Source organism: Pseudomonas sp. GL_139_B, assembly GCF_057834475.1.
In genome coordinates, this window is sequence record NZ_CM174403.1 from 6,213,610 (window position 1) to 6,235,103 (window position 21,494).

Sequence of the window (21,494 nt, forward strand, 5' to 3'; positions counted from 1 at the left end):
ACGTCCCTGTTTACGGCTGCGACTGCGGCTGGACCGCGGCCGGATCTAGCGGCTGGAAAGGTTGCAGAACGCTGTCGCGCTGCTCGCCCAATACCCAGGCGAAACCGGAATACATCACCACCAGGCAGACGAAGGTGAACAGCACTACCATCCACGCCGGAACGATGCGCACCAGGCTGCGGCGCTGATCGTTCAGGCCTTCCCAGTGCGGCGACAGTTCACGCGGCACGTCGCCACGCAGTTGACGGATCTGCCGGTACAAGGCGTCGCGGATGCCTTCGAGCTCAAGCATGCCGCGTGCTTGTACGCGGTATTTGCCTTCGAAACCAAGGGACAGGCACAGGTACATCAACTCCAGCATCGGCAGGTGCTTGACCGGGTTTTTCGACAGGCTATCCAGCAGCTGGAAGAACTTCTCGCCGCCGAAGGTTTCGTTGTGGATGCTGCTGAGCAGGCTCATCTGCGACCACTCGCTTTTATTGCCCCACGGCGTGGTCACGACGGCTTCGTCGAGCACAGTGCAGAGCACGTAACGGGCGGCCATCACCTGGCTGCTTTCGGCACCGTTGTGCTGTGCGCGCACGTCAAACAGCTTGAGCCCGGCGATCAGTCGTTCGTTGAGCGCGTGGATGTCTTCGCGGGTGGCGCTGTGCTTGAGTCGCACCACTTCCGACAACAGCTCGGACGCGGCGGCCACCAGCGAATTAAGGCTGATGTTGAACGCTTCGGCCGGGCGCAAGCGCGCGGCGTAGACCATGCGTTCTGCGAGCTGTTCGAAGCGCGGTGGCGCAGCGAAGTCAGTCAGCGGACTTTGCGCCGGACCGTGGCCCTGGCGGTCGAGCAAGACGGTTTTATCGTCCTGATGGTGTTCCATGTCCTTAGTCATTTCTGTCAGTTCCTGATGGCCCAGAATTTCAGTTCAAGCTCGGCAAATTCGCCGGAGACATGGAACGCGAAGCCGCCGGAGCACTCCAGTTCTGCCAGATCCGCGGAGCTGAGTTCGAGGATGAAATAGGTTTTGTTGACGTGGAACGCGATCTGCCGTGGGGCCACCGGCAACGGTTTGACCTTGATACCCGGCAGATGCAGATTGACCAAGTGGCGGATGCGCTCGACCGGGCCGACCTTGAGGTGCGCCGGCAAGCGGTGGCGCAGTTCTTCGCAGTCGCAGTTGGCACTGGCCGCCAGCACGAACGACGCCGAGCCCAGCAGTTTGTGGTCGTGCAACGGCGAGACGATGATCCCGTACTGACGCTCCTGCAGGATCAATTCGATGGCGTGCTGTTCCAGCACCATCGACAGCACCTGACGGATCGCTTCCATCAGCTTGCGAAAGCTCGCGCCCTGATCGCTGTGCTGGTAACGACTGTCCAGGCGCGGGCGTTTGCTCTCGCTGGAGAAGGTCGCCAGATCACCGAGCATGGTCAGCAACGTGCGGTACAACTCTTCCGGATGCACTTGTTCCAGACCGAGGTAGTGACGCAGCAGCAGTTCGGTGCGGTTGATCAGTTGCAGCATCATGAAGTCGCCGACTTCCGCACCGCCGACCTTGCCGTTGGAACGGATGCGGTCAGCGATGGTGTCACCCCGGTGACCGAGCATGCTGATCACTTCTTTGAGGCACGACAGCAGGTAACTGGAGGAATGCGCCTGGATGTAGGTCGGCACGAAATCCGGGTCTAGGCTGATCACGCCGTCGGGCGTGGTGTCGAGCACGTCGCAAATCTTCAGTTTCACGTAGGCCTGATCGCTCAGCTGCTCGCCGAGCAATAGCTTGAAGTCCGGGCGACCGCAACGCACCTGGCTGGCGGAGTCGTCGCCGGCGTTGGAGTCGGCGACTTCGGCTTCGTATGCGGTGTAGCGCGCCAGCACGTCAGATTGCTCCGCACGGCGCGCCTCGATGTGGTTACCGGTGACCAGTGGCAGCGCCAGGTAGATCGGCGTGTTGCCGGTGTTCGGCGGCACATCCAGCGCCAGCGGTTCGGTGTTGCCGCCGAGTTCGAACAGGCTGCCATCCGGCAGAATCCCCGAGGCCTGGCTGACCACCAGTTTGCCCATGTTGAGGAACTGCAAATCGATATCGAGGTTGAGGAACCCCCAGGTGTAACTGCCCAGCAACTGGGTGCGGGTCTTCATCTGGTGATCGTAGTAACGATCGTTGTGCTGGAAGTGCTGCGGCCGCAGCAGCATGCCTTCCTGCCAAATGACTTTATGGGTGGTCATGATCAGTCATCTACCTTGGCGAGCGCTTCGTGGCTGTTGCGGATACCGGCCGAGTCCAGCGTCAGGTCAGCGTCGGTGACGTCCACCGGGGTGATTTGCACGGTGTAGCGCCATTTGGTTTCCGGCAGGTCGCGGTAGGCGGCGAGGATGCCGACGTAGCGGCTGCCTCCTTCCACGCTGAGTTTCAGTTCGATGGTTTCGCCCGGACGCAGTTCGAGCTCTTCGCTGGCCACCAGGTCCGGGGCCAGGGATTCCTTGGCGCGTTCATAAAGGCTGAAGAAGTCGGCGTTCTCAAAAGTCACCGGGTGCTTGAGCTCGAACAGACGCACGACAATCGGCGACGGACGCCCGTTGAGGTCCGGGTTCAGCTGATCGCTGGCGGACAGTTTGAGGTTGAGTTTGGTCACTTTCGAATACGGCGACAGCGACGAGCAGCCGGCCAACAGCAGCAGAGCCATGAGCACCGTCAACGTCTTGAAAATAGCGGTCGAGCAGCGAGACATGCGCATCATCCTTGGTGGTCGGTGTGTAGGGTGGAAATCAGGCGAATCTGTTCTTCGTAGGCCTGAGCGAAGTCGCGGGCCAGCAAGCGCTCGCTCCAGTCATCGTCCTGACGCAGGGCCTGGTGATAACGGCCGTAGGCTCTCCAGCGACTGCCGGAGGTGGCGAGCAACGGCTTGTTGTCGCGCTCGAAACGCAGGGTCAATTGCTGCGGCGAAAAGTGCTCCAGCGTGCCGCGAACGGCGGCGCGGCTGGCGGTCAACAGCGCCACCTGATGCGCCTGCAAATCGCGGAATGCACGGGAGATAGCCTGCTCGGCCGGCAGTTGGCCCGGCTTGTCCGGCTGCAACAAAATACCCAGTGCGTCACTTGCATCGACGGCAAATTTCAGCGGGTTCTTTTGAGAGCCTTGCACGGTGGTCTGGGCTAACCGCAGTTCGTTTTTCAGTTCGCTGCGGGTGCGCAGGCTCTGCTGCAAACCGCCGACGCTTTGCTTGAGCAAGCGCGCCGTGTTCAGCGCCAGGGCTTCGCGGGCATCGTGGTCGAGGCCTTTGAGGTCCACGCCCAGCGCGGCACCAAAATGCTCCCAGAAGCCTTCGATCTGACGCTCGACCGCTTTTGGCGCCGGAGCCGGTGCGGGTTCTGCCGGGGCGTTGATCAGCTCCGGAACCATCAGGCGTTCCATGTCGATGCGTGCGTAGTCGGCACGCTGTCGGGTGTCCTCGATCGTGGTGCTCGGGGAGATCAATTGTTCGATTTCCGAATACACGCGTTCTTGCTGATCCAGCGCATTGAGCGGGTCGAGGCCGAGGAAGGCGTCATCCGGAATGATGCTGCCTGCCGCTTGCGGACGGCCGACTTCGTCGTCGAAGGTCGCCGGGTCACGCACCAGCCGCGCGCGGATCTCGAAATCACCCAGCACGTAGACGTTGCAGTGTTCGATGCGCATGGCTTCGCCCTTGCGCAGGCGCGCGCCGCTTTCGCTGTTCTGGATACCGTTGCCGCTGGTATCGGTCAGGAAAAACGTGCCTTCGCGGTAGCTGATCAACGCGTGGTGGTTGGACAGATGCCGCTTGCGATCCGGAATGATCCAGTCGCAGTCCTCGCCCCGACCAATCACGCCACCGGCCTGTTTGAAGGTCTTCTGGCGCAAATCCGTGGGTACGAATTGCTTGGTGTTGAGCATTTCGAAAACCAGTTCCATGGTGATACTCCTTGCGGTCACTTGCCGCGATTGACCGCCTGCGGATCACCCAATGGGCGATAGGTGTTGTCGTTGTATTTGTAATTGCCGCTACAGCCGCCGGAGCCGCATAGAACGACGAGGGTCAACAGGACGGCTTGCCAGTGACGAACAGGCATCAGAGGGTCTCCAGGGGTAGACAAAGCACACAGCGCCGACCTGTTTGGCGGCACTATCGAAAGCGGATGAGATGGGCTGGCAATGCGTGCGCTCAACCATCGAAATCACCCAGGTTGATATTCAGCCGCCCGAGGCGGTACAGCAGCGTGCGCCGTGGCAGCCCGAGTTCGCGTGCAGCGAGGGTCTGGTTGCCGTCGTTTTTGCGCAGGCAATCGAGCAGCATGCTGCGTTCGACCTGGTCCAGGCGTTCGCGCAGGTTCAGGCTGTTGTCTTGCGGCATGGCGTCCATTCGCAGGGAGAAATGCTCGGCCAGCAACTCAACGCCCTCGCACAGCAGCACCGCGCGTTCGACCAGGCCTTTGAGTTCGCGCACGTTGCCAGGGAACGCATAACCGGACAGGTGATCCAGCGCCCCATCGGACCAGCCCACCGCATCGCGCTGCAAGAAAGAGCAGGCCTTGTCGGCGAAATGCCGGGCCAGATCAAGGATGTCGCCCTCGCGCTGTCGAAGGGCCGGCAACTCGATCGGGAATTGCGCTAGGCGGTAGTACAAGTCCTCGCGGAATTTGCCTTCGCTGACCAGCAACGACAAATCACGGTGCGTCGCGGCGATGATGCGCACGTCGATCTTGTGCGTGTCGTTGGAACCCAGCGGGCGGATCTCGCCTTCCTGCAACACGCGCAGCAACTTGGCTTGCAGCGACAACGGCATATCGCCGACTTCATCGAGCAACAAGGTGCCGCCATTGGCCGCATCGAACAGCCCGGCGCGGTCGCGGTCGGCGCCGGTGAAAGCACCTTTGCGGTAGCCGAACAGTTCACTTTCGAGAAGGTTCTCGGGGAACGCCGCGCAGTTCTGCACGATGAAGGCCTGGGAACGGCGCGGGCCGCAGTCGTGAATGGCGCGAGCGACCACTTCCTTGCCAGTGCCCGTTTCCCCGCGCAACAGCACCGTATAAGGGCTGTGCAGGACTTTGCTGATCAGCGAATAGGTCTGGCGCATGGCCGAGCTCTTGCCGATCAAACCGTAGCCGCTGGCATTCGGCACACTGACGGGCGCGGGCCGCGTAACACCGCTCGGCTGACGCAAACGTTGCAGCAGGTGCAGTTGGCCCAGCACGAACGAACCCAGTTGCCCGAGGGAATCGGCAAACCCCTGCAGGTCGATGTGCCGGCGACTGGCGCACAGTAGCAAGCCTTCAACCGCCTGCTGCTGATTGACCAATGGCACGCACAACAGCGACTGCCAGGGCGTGGCCTGGGGCGGCAGGAAACTGGTTTCGTGCAGGCTACCGCTTAGTTCGCCAAGGCTCACCACACGGTTCTGGCACAGGGCGAACTGCAGCAGTTGTTCACCGTTGTAATCCGCCGGCAGGCTCGCCACTTCCCGGGGTTGCAGGATGCCGTTCAGGCACTCGGCGTTCATCCCCAGGCTGGTGTGGGTCGCGTCCAGCAGGTACAGCTGCGTCAGTTCGCAACCGCTGAGCTCGGCCAGACCGCGCACGAAGTCACCCAGCAGTGCAGCACCGTCCGCCACGCGCGACAGGCTGGCGAACTGCGCCAGCAAGGCTTCTGCATAGACCAGCGGTTGCGGCACTTGAGTGAACATCACACCCACCTCAGGCGAACTCGCAGGTCACGCTGGCGTCACCGTCAAGCGTGGCATGCACACGCTTGAGGCTTTCACCGGTGGCCATCGCGTCGAGCAAGCGGTCGGCCACCAGTGGCAGCACGTGCAGGTCGAGCAAGTGGTCGATCAGGCGCGCGCCACTGTCGCTTTGGGTGCAGCGCTCGGCCAAGTGATCGACGAGGTTCTGGCAGTAAGTGAAATCCAGCTGACGACGGTTCAGGCGCTCGCCCAAACGGCCGAGTTTGATTTCAATCAGCTCGCGCAGCACCGGGCCGCCGACCGGGTAATAAGGCACCACGCGCATCCGTGCCAACAGCGCTGGTTTGAAGTGTTTGCTGAGCACCGGGCGAATGGTTTCTTCGAGCACTTCGGCGGTCGGCCGCGCGCCGTTTTCGCAGAGTTCGCTGATGCGGTCACTGCCCAGGTTCGAAGTCATCAGGATCAACGTATTGCGGAAGTCGATCTCGCGACCTTCGCCGTCGTTGGCCACGCCTTTGTCGAAGATTTGGTAGAACAGGTTGAGCACGTCCGGATCGGCTTTCTCGACTTCATCGAGCAGCACGACGGAGTACGGTTTCTGCCGCACCGCTTCGGTGAGCATGCCGCCCTCGCCGTAACCGACGTAGCCCGGTGGCGCACCGATCAGGCGCGAGACGGTGTGTTTCTCCTGGAACTCGGACATGTTGATGGTGGTAATAAAACGATCACCGCCGTAGAGCAAATCAGCCAGGGCCAGCGCGGTTTCGGTTTTGCCGACGCCGCTCGGGCCGACCAGCAGGAACACGCCCACTGGCGCATCCGGTTTGTTGAGACCGACAGCAGTGGCACGCATCGAGCGGTCCAGGGCGTGAACGGCTTGCTCCTGACCGCGGATGCGCGTGCGCAGGTCGGTGGCGAAGCTCGCGACCTTGGCGTTGTGCTCGCGGGCCAGTTGCGCCAAGGGCACGCCGGTCCAGGCGCTGATCACTTCAGCGACCAGACGCGGGCAGACTTCGAAACTCACCAGACGCTCTTTGACCTGAGCCTCGTTCAGGGCTTTGTGAGTATCGTTCAGCGCGGCTTCCAGCGATGCGACGCTTTGCGCTTCGTCGACCGGCAGGGTTTCGATCACGGTGCCTTCGGCGTCTTCTTTAACCGTGACGGTGGGTTCGACGGCAGCGGCTTCACGCGCCTTGGCCAGCTTCCGGCGCAAGTCCAGCAGGCGCTCGGCCAATTCCTTCTGTTCGGTCCACAGGATTTCCAGCGCAGCCCTTTGGTCTTCAGCTTCATCCAGACGCGCTTCCAACGCGTCCAGCGCTTCGTGATCGATCAGCAGACCGGCTTCGGCATCACGGCGCAGAGCCTGACGCTGACGGCCACCTTCGGCCAGTTCACCACGCAGACGTTCAAGGCTTTCCGGCGCGGCAGCGAGGCTGATGCGAACGCGGGCGCACGCGGTATCGAGCACGTCAACGGCTTTGTCTGGCAGCTGTCGGCCAGCCAAGTAGCGAGCAGACAACTCGGCCGCCGCAACCACCGCGTCGTCGCGCAGGTAGATGCCGTGGCTCTTCTCGTAGACCTGAGCCAGGCCACGGAGAATGGTCACCGCTTCGCTGACAGTCGGTTCGTGCAGTTGCACCGGTTGGAAACGACGGGCCAGCGCCGGGTCTTTCTCGAAGTATTTTTTGTACTCCGCCCACGTGGTCGCCGCGATGGTGCGTAACTCACCACGGGCCAGCGCCGGTTTCAGCAGGTTGGCCGCATCAGAACCGCCGGCATTGCCGCCCGCGCCAATCAGCGTATGGGCTTCGTCGATGAACAGGATGATCGGTTTCGGCGAGGCTTTGACTTCGTCGATCACGCCTTTGAGGCGACGTTCGAATTCACCTTTGACGCTGGCACCGGCTTGCAACAGGCCCATGTCCAGCGACAACAATTCGACGCCTTTCAACACTTGCGGCACTTCACCGGTAGCAATGCGCGAGGCCAGGCCTTCGACGATCGCGGTTTTACCGACGCCGGCTTCACCGACCACAATCGGGTTGTTCTTGCGGCGACGGGCGAGGATGTCGACCATCTGGCGGATCGCGCCATCGCGGCACAGCACCGGGTCAAGTTTGCCGTCGCGGGCCTGCTGGGTCAGGTTGTGGGTGAAGCGCTGCAGCAGCGATTCGCCCGGCACGGCGGATTTGCCGGTGGCCGGTTGTTCTTTCTGCGACAGGGCAAATTCTTTCAGCCGATCAATGTTCAGCTTGGCCAACAACGCCTGGTACCGGCTGCCGGCGTAACGCATCGGGTTGCGCAACAAGGCCAGGATCAACGCGGCCTGTTCGACCTGGGTCTGGCCCAGTTCGAGGTTGGCCACCAGCAAGGCATCCTGCAGCCATTGCACCAGCTCCGGGGCAAACACCGGGTTGCGCGAAGCGCTGTGCTCGACCCGCGACTGCAACGCGGCGCGCAGTTCACCGGCGTCTACCTCGGCATCTTGCAACGCGCGTGCGAGCAGGCCTTGCGGGTGCTCCAGCAAGCCCAGCAGCAAGTCTTCGACGAGGATTTTGCTGCCGCCACGGGCGACGCAGCGCTCGGCAGAACTTTCCAGATCACGACGGGTTTCGGCGTCCAGCGCCTGGATAAGTTGTTGCAGATCTACGTTGATCATTGGTCATCAGTCCTTAATGAATTTTGCTGCCCAGGGTGACAACGCCGTCCGCTTTTTCGCGGCCCAGCCAACTGGTCCATCCCAGGCGACAGGCGTTCTGCTCACCGATGCGCAGTTCGCGGATTTCTTCCTGACGCAGCACCAGGCGAATGTCGTAATCGAGCGGGTCACGCAGGGTGAAGCGCACCAGCGCGCACAGCGGCTGGTAGCCGAAACCGATCGGCAGGAATTCATGGAATCGCTGCCAGTCGAGTTCGCGGATGTGAATGCGAAATTTGCCGCTGCGGTCGCGCACGTGTTCGCCCAGCACCAGGTCTTCGCCGAGCAGGCTGTTGGCGCGCCCCAAACAATTACGCTGCTCGTCGAGAATTTCCACGCGACGCTCGAGGCACTGCTCGATGTTCAGTTCGGCGTGCTTGAAGTAGTAACGCAGCACCGCTTCGATCAACGCCGCCGAGTGCGCTCGCAAGCTGAGCAAGCCGAGGTACGGCAGCAGGCGTTTCCAGTTCAGTTCCCCGGCCTTGCGGATCTCTTCGCCGCCCAGGCCAATCAACGCAAACAGTTGCGAAGAGAACGGGTCGAGCGCGCCACTCTCGAAGCTCGCGCGGTAGCGGTATTTGCGCCAGATCGGCAGCATCAGCCGTTGCAGGCGATGGTGAAACAGGTCGAGGAAGTTGCGGGTCGGGTTGCCGTCTTCGCTGTCGCCCAGGGCCTGTTCGCCGTAGAACGCTGGCAGTGGAGAACCGGAACCCACCAGACCGATCAGGTTGAAACGCAGGCGCGCGCGCATCTGCCCGTGCTCGTGGAAAAACTCCACGCGATCAACGTCGCTGCCAGGAAAACCCAGGCTCGGATTCGCCTGGAATTCCAGCTGGTCGTACAGATCGTCCTGACTCAGATCCGGGTGGGCCTCACGCAGCCGGTCAACCACCAGCAGTACGGCCTGAAACAGCGAGTACTCGCGTATTCCCCGGGTCAGACCGCTTAAAGCAGCGGCTGAAGGCCCATACGTGGTGTCCATTGGTACACCTCTCCCTGTGTGCTTTTTACCTGCAGCTCGTGGTACGAATTGAGACTGGCGTAAAGTGCGAAAAACTCGTTGAGAACCGAAGCGAACACGAACAGGTCGCCTTCGCCGATATAGCCTTGCGGGTCGATGGTCAGCTCGGTGCGCAACCCGCGCACCGGCAAGCCCCGATGCAAGCGGTCGACGTGTTGGTGATTGATCGACTTGAGCCCGTCGAGCAGGCATTTGCTGACCTTCGCCGCCTGCTGGTCGTAGTAGCGCGGCAGGTCGTAGGTTTCGAGAATCACCTTCAACGCATTGACGTCGGCCAGGGACAGGTAGTTAAGCGACATGTTGCTGATCAGCTTCCACAGGAAGTCGTTGTTCAGCGGTGGCGCATAGCTGGGGGTGGCCGGGGTGATGTTGCGAAAACTGAGAAACTCCGGCGTCTGTTCGCTGGCCTGGCTGATCTCGCCGAGCTTGAGCTTGCGCGGCAGGTTCTGGTTGGTGCACGTCAGTTCGATCGACAGGGTTTCGTGGGCTTCGGTGTGGCGGATGCCGAAGCTCAAATAAGTGTCGAGACCGTCGTGCAACAGCGACGAGCGCTGGCGAATGCTGTAATGCGGGCGGCTGTTGGGCACGTCGAAACTCGGGTCGTGCTCGAAGGATTCGAACGGCACGTATTCCTGGTAACCGAGGCCGCCGGGCTTCCAGCCGGTGACGCTTTCCACCGAAAACACGCCGCAGTTTTCCAGGTCGTATTCGGCGGGCAACAGCAGGTATTCGTCCTGCTTGCCGTCGAGGCGAATCGGCAATGCATCGTGCTTGAACAGGTTGACGATCGGCGTGCAATACAACTTCACGTTGTCCAGCGTCGGACGCATGCGCAGGATGCCGCTCTTGCGAATATCGAAGCGCAACTCCAGGCCGCGCATCTGCTTCAGCGTGTCTCCCGGCAGCGCCTTGAGAATGTCCAGACCGTTGACGTCGACAAACAGGAACTTGTCCTGGAAGGCGAAATACTCTTGCAGGTAGCGATAGCCGCGGAAGGTGTTCAGCGGATACGGGATCAACGCTTCTTCTTCGGCAAACCCCACTGGTTGCACACGGTCGCCGGGCAGCTTGAACGCCATCGGTTCACCACTGACACCGTTGATGGGTTTACCGGCGCTATCCAGCGGGATCAGCTCGATGCCTTCCAGATTGCGCAACAGGCTGAGGTACAGCATCTGGCTGATGTAACGCTCACCGGCGAAGTGCAGACGCAGGCGACTCAACTCCAGTTCACCGACGTGACCGTCGGCGCTCATTTCCAGACGCAGGCTCAACAGCGAACCCTCGCCCTTCACCGAATACGTCAGCGCGGCCAGATCCAGCGCCTGGACTTCGGTCGGGTAGCAAGTGCGGAAACGGCAACGCACGTCTTCAATCGGCACGCTTTCAATCGGCGTATCACGCTCGACCTTCAGTGCCGGGCCGGAACGCTTGAGCGGGTCGAACTGCAAAATGCTGAACGCCGGCAGCGGCCGCATGTAGTTGGGCCACAGCAGTTGCATCAGCGAGTGGCTGAGCTCCGGCAGTTCGTCATCGAGCTTCTGGCGCAGGCGACCGGTCAGAAACGCAAAACCTTCCAGCAACCGCTCCACGTCCGGATCCCGCCCGGCCTGGCCGAGGAAAGGCGCCAACGCCGGGCTACGCTCGGCGAAACGGCGGCCCAACTGGCGAAGTGCGGTGAGTTCACTTTGGTAGTAGTGGTTAAAGGACACGCGCAATACCTGTTTATCGTTGGCTGACGTTGACTTGACCACTGCCATCCAGGCGCGCGGCGAAACTGACCTGACGCTTGAAACCCTCAACTTCCAGCAGGCCTTCGATGCTGAAGGACAGGCGAAGCTGATCGTGATCACGCGGCAGGGAGATGACACGCACATTGCTCAGGCGTGGCTCGTAGGCTTCGATGAAACTCTCGATGGCCAGACGGGCCTGACTCAGGGAGTCGTGCAGGCTCAGACGCATGTCATTGAGATCGGGTAGCCCGTAATCGGACAGCGTTTGCACGCTGCCCGCACGTGTGCTGAGCATCTTGGCCAGATGGGCAGCCACGGACGCAATGGCGCAAACTTCGCGGCTCCAGCCGACGCGTTTGTCCGCGTCGCCACCCAGGCGTTCGAAAAGGCTGCCGTATCCAGTCATGACTTAGCTCCGCTTACTCTTTGTCCAGCTTGCCAACCAGCGACAGGGTGAAATCGGCACCCATGTACTTGAAGTGCGGGCGCACGTTCAGGCTGACGCGATACCAGCCAGGCTCGCCTTCGACATCGCTGACGATGATCTGGGCCGCGCGCAATGGACGACGGCCACGAACTTCGGCGCTCGGGTTTTCCTGGTCGGCCACGTACTGGCGTATCCACTTGTTGAGTTCCAGTTCGAGGTCGGTACGCTCTTTCCACGAACCGAGTTGCTCGCGCTGCAACACTTTCAAGTAGTGAGCCAGGCGGTTGACGATCATCATGTACGGCAGTTGGGTGCCGAGCTTGTAGTTCAGCTCTGCGGCCTTGCCTTCTGCGCTGATGCCGAAGGATTTCGGCTTCTGCACCGAACTCGCAGAGAAGAACGCTGCGTTGTCGGAGCCTTTGCGCATGGTCAGGGAGATGAAACCTTCTTCGGCCAGTTCGTATTCACGACGGTCGGAAACCAGAACCTCAGTAGGAATCTTGGTTTCGATTTCGCCCATGCTTTCGAAGTGGTGCAACGGCAGGTCTTCCACCGCGCCACCGCTTTGCGGGCCGATGATGTTCGGGCACCAGCGGAATTTGGCGAAGCTGTCGGTCAACTTGGTACCGAACGCGTAGGCCGTGTTGCCCCACAGGTAGTGCTCGTGGCTGTTGGCGACGGTTTCTTTGTACACGAACGATTTGACCGGATTGTCTTCCGGGTCGTACGGGTTACGCAGCAGGAAACGCGGCACGGTCAGGCCAACGTAACGGGAGTCTTGCGACTGACGGAAGCTCTGCCATTTGGCAAATTGCGGACCTTCGAAGTGAACTTTCAGATCCTTCAGGTCCGGCAGACCGGTGAAGCTTTCCAGGCCGAAGAATTTCGGACCGGCCGCAGCGATGAACGGCGCGTGGGACATGCAGGCAACGCTGGACACGTACTGCATCAGTTTCACGTCCGGCGAGCTTGGCGACATGAAGTAGTTAGCGATGATCGCGCCCACCGGCTGACCACCGAACTGACCGTATTCAGCGGTGTAGATGTGCTTGTACAGGCCCGACTGCATCACTTCCGGCGAATCTTCGAAGTCGTCCAGCAGGTCGTCTTTGGAGACGTTGAGGATTTCGATCTTGATGTTTTCGCGGAAATTGGTGCGGTCGACCAGCAATTGCAGGCCACGCCACGACGATTCCAGCGACTGGAAATCAGGGTGGTGCAGGATTTCGTCCATCTGACGGCTGAGCTTGGCATCGATCTCGGCGATCATACGGTCAACCATGGCTTTTTTGACCGGCTCACCGCTGTTCTGCGGCTTGAGCAGCTCTTCGATGAAGGCCGACACACCGCGCTTGGCGATGTCGTAGGCTTCGTCGTCCGGGCTCAGGCGGGTTTCGGCGATGATGCTGTCGAGAATGCTGTACTCGCCGTTCTCGTTGCTCTTTTGCTGTGCTGCGCTGGTGCTCATTGTTGGCTTCCTTGGCTGATGGGGGCTCAGACGTCTTGGGCGGCGGCGTTCAAGCCCAGCTCACCCAATACGCGACCGCGAGATTCGTCGTCGGCGAGCACGCCTTCGATGGCTTTGCGGAACGCAGGCGCGTTACCCAGCGGGCCTTTGAGGGCCACCAGCGCGTCGCGCAGTTCCATCAGTTTTTTCAGCTCAGGCACTTGCTCGACCAGGCTGGCCGGGTTGAAGTCCTTCATCGAGTTGACGCGCAGTTTCACGGCCAGTTCTTCCGTGTCGCTTTCTTCCTGAAGACGGTTCGGTACGCTCAGCGTCAGGCTCAGCTCTTGCTTGGCCAGCACTTCGTCGAAGGTCGTCCTGTCGATGCTGATCGGCTTGCGATCTTCGACTTTGCGTTCGTCTTTGCGGTGGGTGTAATCACCGATTGCCAGTAGTTTCAACGGCAGTTCAATCTCTTCCTGTGCACCACCGGTGGCAGGTTTGAACGTAACGTTGATGCGTTCCTTGGGGGCTACCGAGCCTTCTTTGGCCATGGCTTTTCTCCTTGCGATTGTGGCCCTGGGGCCTATTCGAGTACCACTTCGAGATCGAGGTGGCACAGCCTGCGATAAATCTCTTCCTTGCGTTCACGTACGGCATGGTTCTGCGGCAACAACTCGCAGCAGCTATGCAGCAAATGCAGCACTTCCAGCGCAAGATCGGGCTCCCAGGCATGCAGGCCTGAGTCCTGTAATGTTTGGTCGAGGGTTTCGAGTTGGGTCTTGGCCAGTTCGTATTTCTTGGCCATGAAGCACAGCCGCGCGAGGGCGAACTGCCCGAAGAAACGGACACGCCCGCCCTGGGCGCTTTGCAGGCCCTGCTTGAGAATCTGCACGGCAGCCTTGAGGCCATCCTTGCGCAGAACCGGCAGGACTTCTTCCAGGGCCAATTCCCAGGCCGGCTGGGTATCGTCGACTTCGACCTTGCGCGGCGCGTTGGCGGTTTGCAGGTTCGGCATGACGTTGGCGCTGATCCAGGCGCGGGTGGCCGGGTCGGCGAATGGGGCGCCATCGTGGAAACGCAATTCGATGATGCCGGGCAGGCGCTGAATCAGAAGTGCGAAATGGATTTCCACTTCGCGCATGGCCATCTCGGCGTTCAGGCCCTGAAGGCATTCCCAGACCATTCGTTGGCCGTCGAACCAGAACGGCGCCGTCGCGAGACTTGCCTCCAGCTCCACCAGCAGGTCGGCGTATTTGGCTTGGTCGTAACGGTCTTGATAAGCCTTGAGCTTGTCCGCCGGCAAGCCGCGCAACGCGGTGATTTGCTCGGCATTACGCTCGGGAACAGCGTCGATGGGCAACCACAGCAGCGTGCGATTAAGACGCAAGGCGCGCAGGTCGGTGGCCTTCTGCTTGAGCCACCAGGCACACAACGGCCGCGCGCTCTCTTGCTGGGCACGCAGGGCCTTGTGGGCTTCTTTTTCGTTATCGATCGGTGCGCCGGGGGTGAATAGCTGCGTGGCGGCTTGTTTGACCTGAGCCACTGCGGCGCCCACCACACCGGGCTCCGGCTGGTTATCGGCGGCGCGCTGGACCCTGTTTTTCAGGCGGCGCGAGATAGGCAGCAGCAGCGGCGCATCATCACCCAAATGCTCGGTGCAGGCGGCATCGAGGCCTTCAAGGTGTTCGACCAGCCGCCGGAACATCGGCAACTGCTCTTTGATCGCGACGTTTTCGGTGAGCACCTGCTCAAGACGCGGCACCAGCCAACTGATGGCAGCGGAGCGGGTGCGAGCCTTACTCGGGTGGACTTCGGCCCAGTGGTGTTCGCACAGGTGGTGCAGCAACCCGAGGCCGGCCAGCAGTCCCTGAAAGGATTCACGCTGATACAGGGCCCAGGTCAGCCACGCACCGACTCGCAAGTCCTTGGACTCGGTACGCAGCAGGTTTTCGCTGATTTCACGGATTTTCAGCCAGTCGATCTGACCGCTTTCATGCATGGACGAGGCTTTCGCCAGCTCGCTTTCCAAGGCCTCGTATCCGCCCGAAAAGCGAACGTCCTCACCCGCGAAATTCTCTTTGGAAATAGAGACTTTTGCGAGTTCAAGATAATGCGCGGAAAGTTTGCTTGAGTAGGACATCCATTGCCTTTATTTATAATTACGGCCATACACGCAATGAACATTTCTGCCACGTGAAACCGTATCAAAGAGCTGCAAAAAATCTTATCCAATTTAAATCATGCTGTTTCAATCGCCGCATCGCACTTACGATGACAGCCACTATCGAGCATTCAATTAAACAGCGAACCGAATTGGTTTTTATTTGTAAAAGTAGACTTTCCTATATGTGCAAAGACACTCCACAATGCCGCCTTGATATTCAAACCTTCATCTGACACCCCTGAAATACCTGAGATAGAGCCGCGCGCCAGGCCTGACACCGTTTATTCGCTGCAAGCTTCTGAGCCAGGCGTGCAGCATGCCCACAATTAGCAAGGATTAATGTAGGAACATTCCGAAATAGTTCATTTTTTTTAAACGATACTGGACCAGCCAATTCAGACGTAAAAGGTGCCATCGGATTGATAGCACTTTTAATCGGACTAAATGCTCAATTTCGGCTCGACATCGTGTGACTGCCACAACTTCGCTCGTAACTGCAAGGTAATGTCCTGAAGTACGGAAGTTTCGGACAGTGTTTCCAGCCGCGTCCTACATCAAGCCTTTTAATACGTTGTTAGCGTGCCAGACATTAACGCTTGCTCAGGCCGGGCATGGCTCTGGCAGCGCGACTTATTCCCCTCGGCTCAAGGACGAGCTCACAAAGCAAAAGGATAAGCAAATGTTCGCACCGGCCAATGCTGCTCACTTCACCCTTGTGATCCCAACGGTTCGCAATGATTTCAAGGTGCTCGCCTTTGAAGGCACTGAAACCATCAGCGCTCTGTATTCAGTTGGCGTCGATCTGGTCAGCGAGTACCCCGATATCGATCTGGAATGCCTGCTCAACCAACCTGCATTTCTGCAATTCGGCCATAACGGCGAAGGCATTCATGGCCACATCGTAGCGGTGTCCGTGGGTGATGTCGGCAAGCGCCTGACCCGCTATCGCGTGAACCTGGTACCAGCGCTGCACTACTTGCAGCTCAGCCACGATCAGCGGATTTTCCAGCGCCAGACGGTGCCGCAAATCATCGCCAAGGTACTCAAGGGGCATGGCATCCAGGCCGATGCGTTTACCTTCCACGTCAAAACGAGTCCCGTGCGCGAATACTGCACCCAATACCGGGAAAATGATTTTGAGTTCGTCCGGCGCCTGTGCGCCGAGGACGGCATCGCGTGGCATCACCAGCATTCTCGGGAAGGCCATTTGCTGGTGTTCACCGACGACCAGACCTGCTTTCCCAAGCTGGGCGAAACGCCGTATCGGCAAGACTCCGGCATGGTGGCGGAGCATCCGGTGGTCAGTCAGTTATCCATGGGTTTCAGTACCCGCCCCAGCATTGTCACCCGCCGCAACTACGACCTGAACCGCCCCAGTCGGTTGCTGGAAACCCGCTTTACCGCTGGGTTCAGTCCCGAGCTTGAAGACTATGGTTACCCGCTCTATTTCGACAGTGAAAAACGCGGCAAACAACTGGCCCGACACGCACTGGAACGGCACCGAGTCGATTATCAGTTAGCGGAAGGTGAAAGCGACGAGCCAACGCTGCGCAGCGGACACTTTTTCGGTCTGAGGGAACACCCACACAAAACGTATAACGATCTATGGCTGCTGCTCAGTGTTACCCACACTGGAAAGCAGCCTTCGGTGCTCGAAGAGTCAATCACAAACGCCACCGAACCCGAGGACGGTTTTACCCAGGGCTACCACAACAGCTTTAGCGCGATTCCGTGGGACGTGTTTTATCGGCCACCAATGCCAGCACCGAGGCCGATGCTGAACTGCCAGACCGCTCGCGTCACCGGACCTGCCGGTGAAGAGATCTACTGCGATGAATACGGTCGCGTCAAAACCGAATTCCATTGGGACCGGGCTGAGTACAACAGCGAAAACAGCAGTTGCTGGCTGCGGGTGGCCTCCAGCTGGGCGGGGGATAACTTCGGCGCGGTGACCATTCCGCGTATCGGCATGGAAGTCCTCGTCACCTACCTCGAAGGCAATCCCGATAATCCATTGATAACCGGTTGCCTCATCAACAAGGTCACGCCGCCGCCCTACCCCTTGCCCGAGAACAAAACAAAAACCGTACTTCGTACCCACAGCTCCCCCAGCACTGGCGGCTACAACGAACTGTCGATTGAAGACCGCGCCGGGCAGGAGTTGATCTACCTGCGTGCCCAGCGGGATTTGGAGCAGATGGTCGAAAATGACAGTCGGCTGGAGGTGGGCAACGAGCGTCGGGAAAGCATCAAAGGCAACAGCATCGCGGTGCTCGGGGCTGAAGAACATCGCACGGTTACGGCGGATCGCAAGACTCAACTCAAGGCCAGTGACTATTTGCAGATTGCCGGAAGCAGCTACTCACAAGTCGGCGAAGCGCTGGTGGTTGAGGCTGGCGAGCATGTTCATATCAAGGCCGGGGCCAGTCTGGTGCTGGACGCGGGCGCCAGCATCACCCTGAAAGCCGGTGGTCAACATATCGTGATCAATGCTGAAGGGGTCTTCAGCAGCAACGAGATTGAGGTAGGTGGTTCGCCGGGGGCGGGTATGGCCGCGCATGCGTTGTTGCCGGGGACAGTGGCGGGGGTGTTGGCGTCTGTTGCGCCTGTGCCATTGGAAGAGGATGAGTTGGAGGAAGAAGAGGAGGAAGTCGAAGAGGAAGGGATTACTTTGCGGATTGGGGTGTTTTTCGACGGCACGGGAAACAACAAAGCCAACAGCGAAACCGTGGCGGCGTGTTACGCCCCTGACGCCAAGCTAGCAGAGGCCGCCGAGGAAATACAAAAGCATTGCGCGGCTTTCGGGTACGACGGCAATGGGAGCTCGCCGGACAATAGTTATGGGAATGATGTGAGCAACATTGTCCGGCTTTACAAACTGTATGAAGACCGAGCGGACGAAACTCTGTTGCCAGAAGCAACGACGACCTCAATCGCCATTTATGTCGATGGCATCGGGACCACGAGCGGTGGTGAAGACTCTCTCTACACCCAAGCAACAGGGCGGTTGGGCGAAACGAGTGTGGTTGCACGAGTAAAGCAGAGCCCAGCGTTAATAATGGAACAGATACGACGACTGGATGAAAGGAATCCAGGGATGAAAATTGATCGGATTGAATTCGATATTTTCGGCTTCAGTCGAGGTGCGGCAGCCGCGCGGCACTTTACAAACGAGGTGCTCAAAGGCGAGCACAACATTCTTGCGAAATCACTGCCCGCCGGCTCTCCGATCTTGTCCAGTAACTTCAACTGGCGCGTCAAAACTGACGTGATCATCAACTTCATCGGCCTGTTCGATACTGTCGCATCGATCGCCAACCCGTGGGTGCTCGACCTCACTGGAACCAACAGCAGAAACCCCGGCGTCAATCTCAAACTCCCGGATGACTGTGCAAAAAAGGTTGTTCACCTGGTCGCTCGAGACGAAATCCGTGAAAATTTCGCCCTTAACAGCCTCGGCGATACAGACCTGGTTTTGCCCGGCGTGCACTCGGATCTCGGCGGCGGTTATTTGCCAATAGCCAAGGAAAAACTTCTGCTGGGTAAGCCTTTTACAAGCACCATCAGCGAGAGCAGAGCTGCGACCCGTAGTAACGCTTACCTTTCCGCCGAAAAAGAGGCATTCGCCTGGTATGAAAAAGGCGTAATCGACTTCGACGGTCCGGGTAACGAAATCAAAGTGGCGTATTGGGAAAGACCGTTACCCCTATCAAGAGAGCGTGGTAAACCCAATACCGATCCAGAGAAAAAGGTTTTTGCAGCGGCCGCCATTGAACGCCCGGTGCGTGGCGAACTGTCGCTGGTGTATTTACGGATCATGCGAGAGTTAGCAGTTAGGCATGACGTGCCATTCAAGCCAATACCAGACACCCCAGCACTGCGAATACCCGAGGAATTAGAGCCTATCCACAAAAAGCTCCAGTCCTATGCCCTTGGCGAAACAACGGTCGAGGGATTGACGGCTCAAGAAAGAGCGATGTTACGCAGTCGCTACATTCACTTGTCCGCTAACTGGAATGCTGCCAAAGGTTTCAACAGCAGCGACTTGGACATTGTGTTTATCAACCGGCCAGCAAAAAACAGCCAACGTGTGGTGCACCCCAATGAGTAGCTCGACACTTTTTTCCACAAAGTGCGCGGGGTTGCTTTTAGGGTTGCTGCTATTCAATTGCACGCAATGCTTCGCGCAATCGAGTAAAGATCTACCTTGGTTCTTGGGCTTTTCAGCGCCAGCCTATATGGAGGTCTGGATTGAAACTGCTGACGTGGTGGATATACAGGAGCGAGTATTTCGGGGTGCTGGAGGTGGTATCGCCTCTGTTCCAAAGCCCCCTAATAATCAGGGCACTGCCAAAGGATGGGTCAGCAATAACGGCGGTGGAAAGGGGCGTCATGTCACTGGCGCTGACTTGCCACGGTTGATTTACGTGCGCTGGCAGTCGTTGGCCGAACCACAAACCTATGAGGCCTACATCGTCATCCCCGAATCAGCGCGAGAGATCATGCGCAAACCTGAAAAAGCCTTTTGTAGGGCTGATGGCAAATGGATTACCGATTATCGCGACGACATTGGCATTGGCTTGGCGCCGGGAGGTATTGCCAAAGTCTGGCTGGGCGGTCCGTGTTTGAAGTCGGTGGCGATTGCTCGAGTAGAAGGAACAATTAATCCGAAAGGCCCCTATGAAGGCAAATCCGGTGGCAAGCATCGACCGTTGTCTGAAATTTCCAAATCTTACATAGAAAAATTCGGTATCCCCTATGGAAGTTGGTAACAACTACCTCGCGGCCCTGCCGAACAGCAAGTCGGGCGGGACTATAAAAAACTGCGCAGGGCTGCTGGTCGGACTGATCTTGGCTGGCTGCTCGCAAAGCTTCGCGCAATTGGACAAAAAATTACCTTGGTTCCTGGGCTTTTCAGCGCCAGCCTATATGGAGGTCTGGATTGAAACTGCTGACGTGGTGGATATACAGGAGCGGGTATTCCGAGGTGCAGGAGGTGGTATCGCCTCTGTGCCAAAGCCCCCGAACAATCAAGGCATCGCTAGGGGTTGGGTCAGCAGTAACGGCGCAGGTAAGGGCAGGTATGTCACTGGCGCTGATTTGCCCCGTTTGATCTATGTACGGTGGCAATCGTTGGCCGAGCCGCAAACCTATGAGGCCTACATCGTCATTCCAGAGTCCGCACGGGAAATCATGCGCAAACCTGAAAAGGTTTTTTGCCGCTTCGGCGCCGAATGGATTACCGAGTCCCGTGACAACATCGGTATTGGTTTGGCTCCGGGGGGATTGCCAAGGTCTGGCTAAGGGGTGCCTGCCTGAGCGCTATCGAGATAATTCGGGTAGAAGGCACAATTAATCCGAAAGGCCCCTATGAAGGCAAATCCAGTGGCAAGCATCGACCCTTGCCTGAAATTTCCAAGTCTTACATAGAAAAATTCGGTATCCCCTATGGAAGTTGGTAACAACTACCTCGCGGCACTGCCGCCCCTCAAGTCGGGCAGGTCAATCAAAAAATGCGCAGGGTTGCTGGTTGGACTGTTCTTGACTGGCTGCTCGCAAAGCTTCGCGCAAATGGACAAAAAACTACCTTGGTTCCTGGGATTTTCAGCGCCAGCTTATATGGAGGTCTGGATTGAAACTGCTGACGTGGTGGATATACAGGAGCGGATATTCCGAGGTGCAGGAGGTGGTATCGCCTCTGTGCCAAAGCCCCCGAATAATCAAGGCATTGCCAAAGGCTGGGTCAGCAGTAACGGTGGTGGGAAGGGGCGCCATGTCACGGGAGCCGATCTACCAAGGTTGATCTATGTGCGCTGGCAATCGCTGGCAGAACCACAAACTTACGAGGCCTATATCGTCATTCCCGAATCAGCTCGGGAAATCATGCGTCGACCTGAAAAAGCCTTCTGCAGAGCCGACGGTAAATGGATCACCGACTACCGCGACGACATTGGCATTGGTCTCGCGCCGGGCGGTGTTGCCAAGGTCTGGCTGGGTGGTCCCTGCCTTAAATCGGTAGAGATTGCGCGGATAGTCGGTACCGTCAATGAACAAGGCCCCTCTCAGGGAAAAAATGAAGGCCGTTATGCTCTGCCTTTGTCGCCGGAGTCCAAAGCCTACATCGACAAGTTCGGTATTCCCTATGGCAGTTGGTAGGAGTGCCAACAATTTCGATGGTTAAACACCGCCCGACAGCACCTGTTTAAAACGCCTCAAGGTTACGTCCTGCAAGCTACAACACCTTGCGTCGTTGCCTACGGCTACGCCAGAATCCGCCGGCTTGTGCGCCTTAGGGCCGGTCGGTAACT

General features: G+C 58.8%; 16 protein-coding genes and 1 pseudogene. 4 read left to right on the forward strand and 13 right to left on the reverse strand.

The window, feature by feature from the left end; translation table 11 throughout:
- Positions 1-10: 10 nt before the first annotated feature.
- The 13 genes from icmH to tssA all read right to left on the reverse strand — a co-directional run bounded on the left by icmH (position 11) and on the right by tssA (position 15,162).
- Complete coding sequence (gene icmH / locus AC3ISI_RS28540; RefSeq protein ID WP_489334791.1) at positions 11-886, reverse strand: type IVB secretion system protein IcmH/DotU; 876 nt, start codon at positions 884-886, stop codon at positions 11-13.
- Between the two features lie 5 nt (positions 887-891).
- The gene (tssK, locus tag AC3ISI_RS28545; RefSeq protein WP_489334792.1) at positions 892-2,223 is read right to left on the reverse strand and encodes a type VI secretion system baseplate subunit TssK; all 1,332 of its coding nucleotides are present in this window, start codon (positions 2,221-2,223) and stop codon (positions 892-894) included.
- Positions 2,224-2,225: 2 nt separating this feature from the next.
- On the reverse strand, positions 2,226-2,726 hold the full coding sequence (tssJ, locus tag AC3ISI_RS28550) for a type VI secretion system lipoprotein TssJ (protein ID WP_489334793.1): 501 nt from the start codon (positions 2,724-2,726) through the stop codon (positions 2,226-2,228).
- 5 nt (positions 2,727-2,731) lie between these two features.
- Positions 2,732-3,928, reverse strand: a complete 1,197-nt coding sequence (gene tagH / locus AC3ISI_RS28555) for a type VI secretion system-associated FHA domain protein TagH (RefSeq protein ID WP_489334794.1) — start codon at positions 3,926-3,928, stop codon at positions 2,732-2,734.
- Positions 3,929-3,945: 17 nt separating this feature from the next.
- The gene (locus AC3ISI_RS28560) at positions 3,946-4,086 is read right to left on the reverse strand and encodes a type VI secretion protein (RefSeq protein WP_489334795.1); all 141 of its coding nucleotides are present in this window, start codon (positions 4,084-4,086) and stop codon (positions 3,946-3,948) included.
- A gap of 92 nt (positions 4,087-4,178) precedes the next feature.
- Positions 4,179-5,696 (reverse strand): sigma-54 interaction domain-containing protein, encoded by a 1,518-nt coding sequence (locus AC3ISI_RS28565; RefSeq protein WP_489334796.1) that lies wholly within the window; start codon positions 5,694-5,696, stop codon positions 4,179-4,181.
- Between the two features lie 10 nt (positions 5,697-5,706).
- Positions 5,707-8,355, reverse strand: coding sequence for a type VI secretion system ATPase TssH (gene tssH / locus AC3ISI_RS28570; protein ID WP_489334797.1), 2,649 nt, complete (start codon positions 8,353-8,355; stop codon positions 5,707-5,709).
- 13 nt (positions 8,356-8,368) lie between these two features.
- Positions 8,369-9,376, reverse strand: coding sequence for a type VI secretion system baseplate subunit TssG (gene tssG, locus AC3ISI_RS28575; protein WP_489334798.1), 1,008 nt, complete (start codon positions 9,374-9,376; stop codon positions 8,369-8,371).
- Positions 9,340-11,127, reverse strand: coding sequence for a type VI secretion system baseplate subunit TssF (gene tssF / locus AC3ISI_RS28580; protein WP_489334799.1), 1,788 nt, complete (start codon positions 11,125-11,127; stop codon positions 9,340-9,342). The genes tssG and tssF overlap by 37 nt, the downstream gene beginning before the upstream one ends.
- A gap of 13 nt (positions 11,128-11,140) precedes the next feature.
- Entirely contained in the window at positions 11,141-11,554 is a 414-nt protein-coding gene (gene tssE, locus AC3ISI_RS28585) for a type VI secretion system baseplate subunit TssE (RefSeq protein ID WP_489334800.1), read from the reverse strand.
- Positions 11,555-11,567: 13 nt separating this feature from the next.
- Positions 11,568-13,043, reverse strand: a complete 1,476-nt coding sequence (gene tssC, locus AC3ISI_RS28590) for a type VI secretion system contractile sheath large subunit (protein WP_489334801.1) — start codon at positions 13,041-13,043, stop codon at positions 11,568-11,570.
- A gap of 26 nt (positions 13,044-13,069) precedes the next feature.
- The gene (gene tssB / locus AC3ISI_RS28595; RefSeq protein WP_489334802.1) at positions 13,070-13,573 is read right to left on the reverse strand and encodes a type VI secretion system contractile sheath small subunit; all 504 of its coding nucleotides are present in this window, start codon (positions 13,571-13,573) and stop codon (positions 13,070-13,072) included.
- Positions 13,574-13,605: 32 nt separating this feature from the next.
- Positions 13,606-15,162 (reverse strand): type VI secretion system protein TssA, encoded by a 1,557-nt coding sequence (gene tssA, locus AC3ISI_RS28600; protein WP_489334803.1) that lies wholly within the window; start codon positions 15,160-15,162, stop codon positions 13,606-13,608.
- A 703-nt stretch (positions 15,163-15,865) separates the two neighbouring features.
- Here tssA and tssI point away from each other — a divergent pair.
- From tssI to AC3ISI_RS28620, 4 genes and pseudogenes are all read left to right on the forward strand, one after another.
- Positions 15,866-19,297, forward strand: coding sequence for a type VI secretion system tip protein TssI/VgrG (gene tssI, locus AC3ISI_RS28605; protein WP_489334804.1), 3,432 nt, complete (start codon positions 15,866-15,868; stop codon positions 19,295-19,297).
- Positions 19,290-19,958: a DUF2931 family protein gene (locus AC3ISI_RS28610; RefSeq protein WP_489334806.1), complete on the forward strand. Its 669-nt coding sequence runs from the start codon at positions 19,290-19,292 to the stop codon at positions 19,956-19,958. The genes tssI and AC3ISI_RS28610 overlap by 8 nt, the downstream gene beginning before the upstream one ends.
- Positions 19,945-20,648 (forward strand): annotated as a pseudogene (locus AC3ISI_RS28615) (DUF2931 family protein). The gene AC3ISI_RS28610 and the pseudogene AC3ISI_RS28615 overlap by 14 nt, the downstream one beginning before the upstream one ends.
- The gene (locus tag AC3ISI_RS28620; protein WP_489334807.1) at positions 20,635-21,342 is read left to right on the forward strand and encodes a DUF2931 family protein; all 708 of its coding nucleotides are present in this window, start codon (positions 20,635-20,637) and stop codon (positions 21,340-21,342) included. The pseudogene AC3ISI_RS28615 and the gene AC3ISI_RS28620 overlap by 14 nt, the downstream one beginning before the upstream one ends.
- Positions 21,343-21,494: the final 152 nt, after the last annotated feature.

What these genes read in the sequence shown, in the direction of transcription:
- tssG (WP_489334798.1), bottom strand. Translation starts at nt 9,376, where the DNA reads ATGGACACCACGTATGGGCCTTCAGCCGCTGCTTTAAGCGGTCTGACC.
- tssK (WP_489334792.1), bottom strand. Translation starts at nt 2,223, where the DNA reads ATGACCACCCATAAAGTCATTTGGCAGGAAGGCATGCTGCTGCGGCCG.
- AC3ISI_RS28620 (WP_489334807.1), top strand. Translation starts at nt 20,635, where the DNA reads ATGGAAGTTGGTAACAACTACCTCGCGGCACTGCCGCCCCTCAAGTCG.
- tssB (WP_489334802.1), bottom strand. Translation starts at nt 13,573, where the DNA reads ATGGCCAAAGAAGGCTCGGTAGCCCCCAAGGAACGCATCAACGTTACG.
- AC3ISI_RS28560 (WP_489334795.1), bottom strand. Translation starts at nt 4,086, where the DNA reads ATGCCTGTTCGTCACTGGCAAGCCGTCCTGTTGACCCTCGTCGTTCTA.
- tssC (WP_489334801.1), bottom strand. Translation starts at nt 13,043, where the DNA reads ATGAGCACCAGCGCAGCACAGCAAAAGAGCAACGAGAACGGCGAGTAC.
- tssJ (WP_489334793.1), bottom strand. Translation starts at nt 2,726, where the DNA reads ATGTCTCGCTGCTCGACCGCTATTTTCAAGACGTTGACGGTGCTCATG.
- AC3ISI_RS28610 (WP_489334806.1), top strand. Translation starts at nt 19,290, where the DNA reads ATGAGTAGCTCGACACTTTTTTCCACAAAGTGCGCGGGGTTGCTTTTA.
- AC3ISI_RS28565 (WP_489334796.1), bottom strand. Translation starts at nt 5,696, where the DNA reads ATGTTCACTCAAGTGCCGCAACCGCTGGTCTATGCAGAAGCCTTGCTG.
- icmH (WP_489334791.1), bottom strand. Translation starts at nt 886, where the DNA reads ATGACTAAGGACATGGAACACCATCAGGACGATAAAACCGTCTTGCTC.
- tssI (WP_489334804.1), top strand. Translation starts at nt 15,866, where the DNA reads ATGTTCGCACCGGCCAATGCTGCTCACTTCACCCTTGTGATCCCAACG.
- tssE (WP_489334800.1), bottom strand. Translation starts at nt 11,554, where the DNA reads ATGACTGGATACGGCAGCCTTTTCGAACGCCTGGGTGGCGACGCGGAC.
- tssH (WP_489334797.1), bottom strand. Translation starts at nt 8,355, where the DNA reads ATGATCAACGTAGATCTGCAACAACTTATCCAGGCGCTGGACGCCGAA.
- tssA (WP_489334803.1), bottom strand. Translation starts at nt 15,162, where the DNA reads ATGTCCTACTCAAGCAAACTTTCCGCGCATTATCTTGAACTCGCAAAA.
- tagH (WP_489334794.1), bottom strand. Translation starts at nt 3,928, where the DNA reads ATGGAACTGGTTTTCGAAATGCTCAACACCAAGCAATTCGTACCCACG.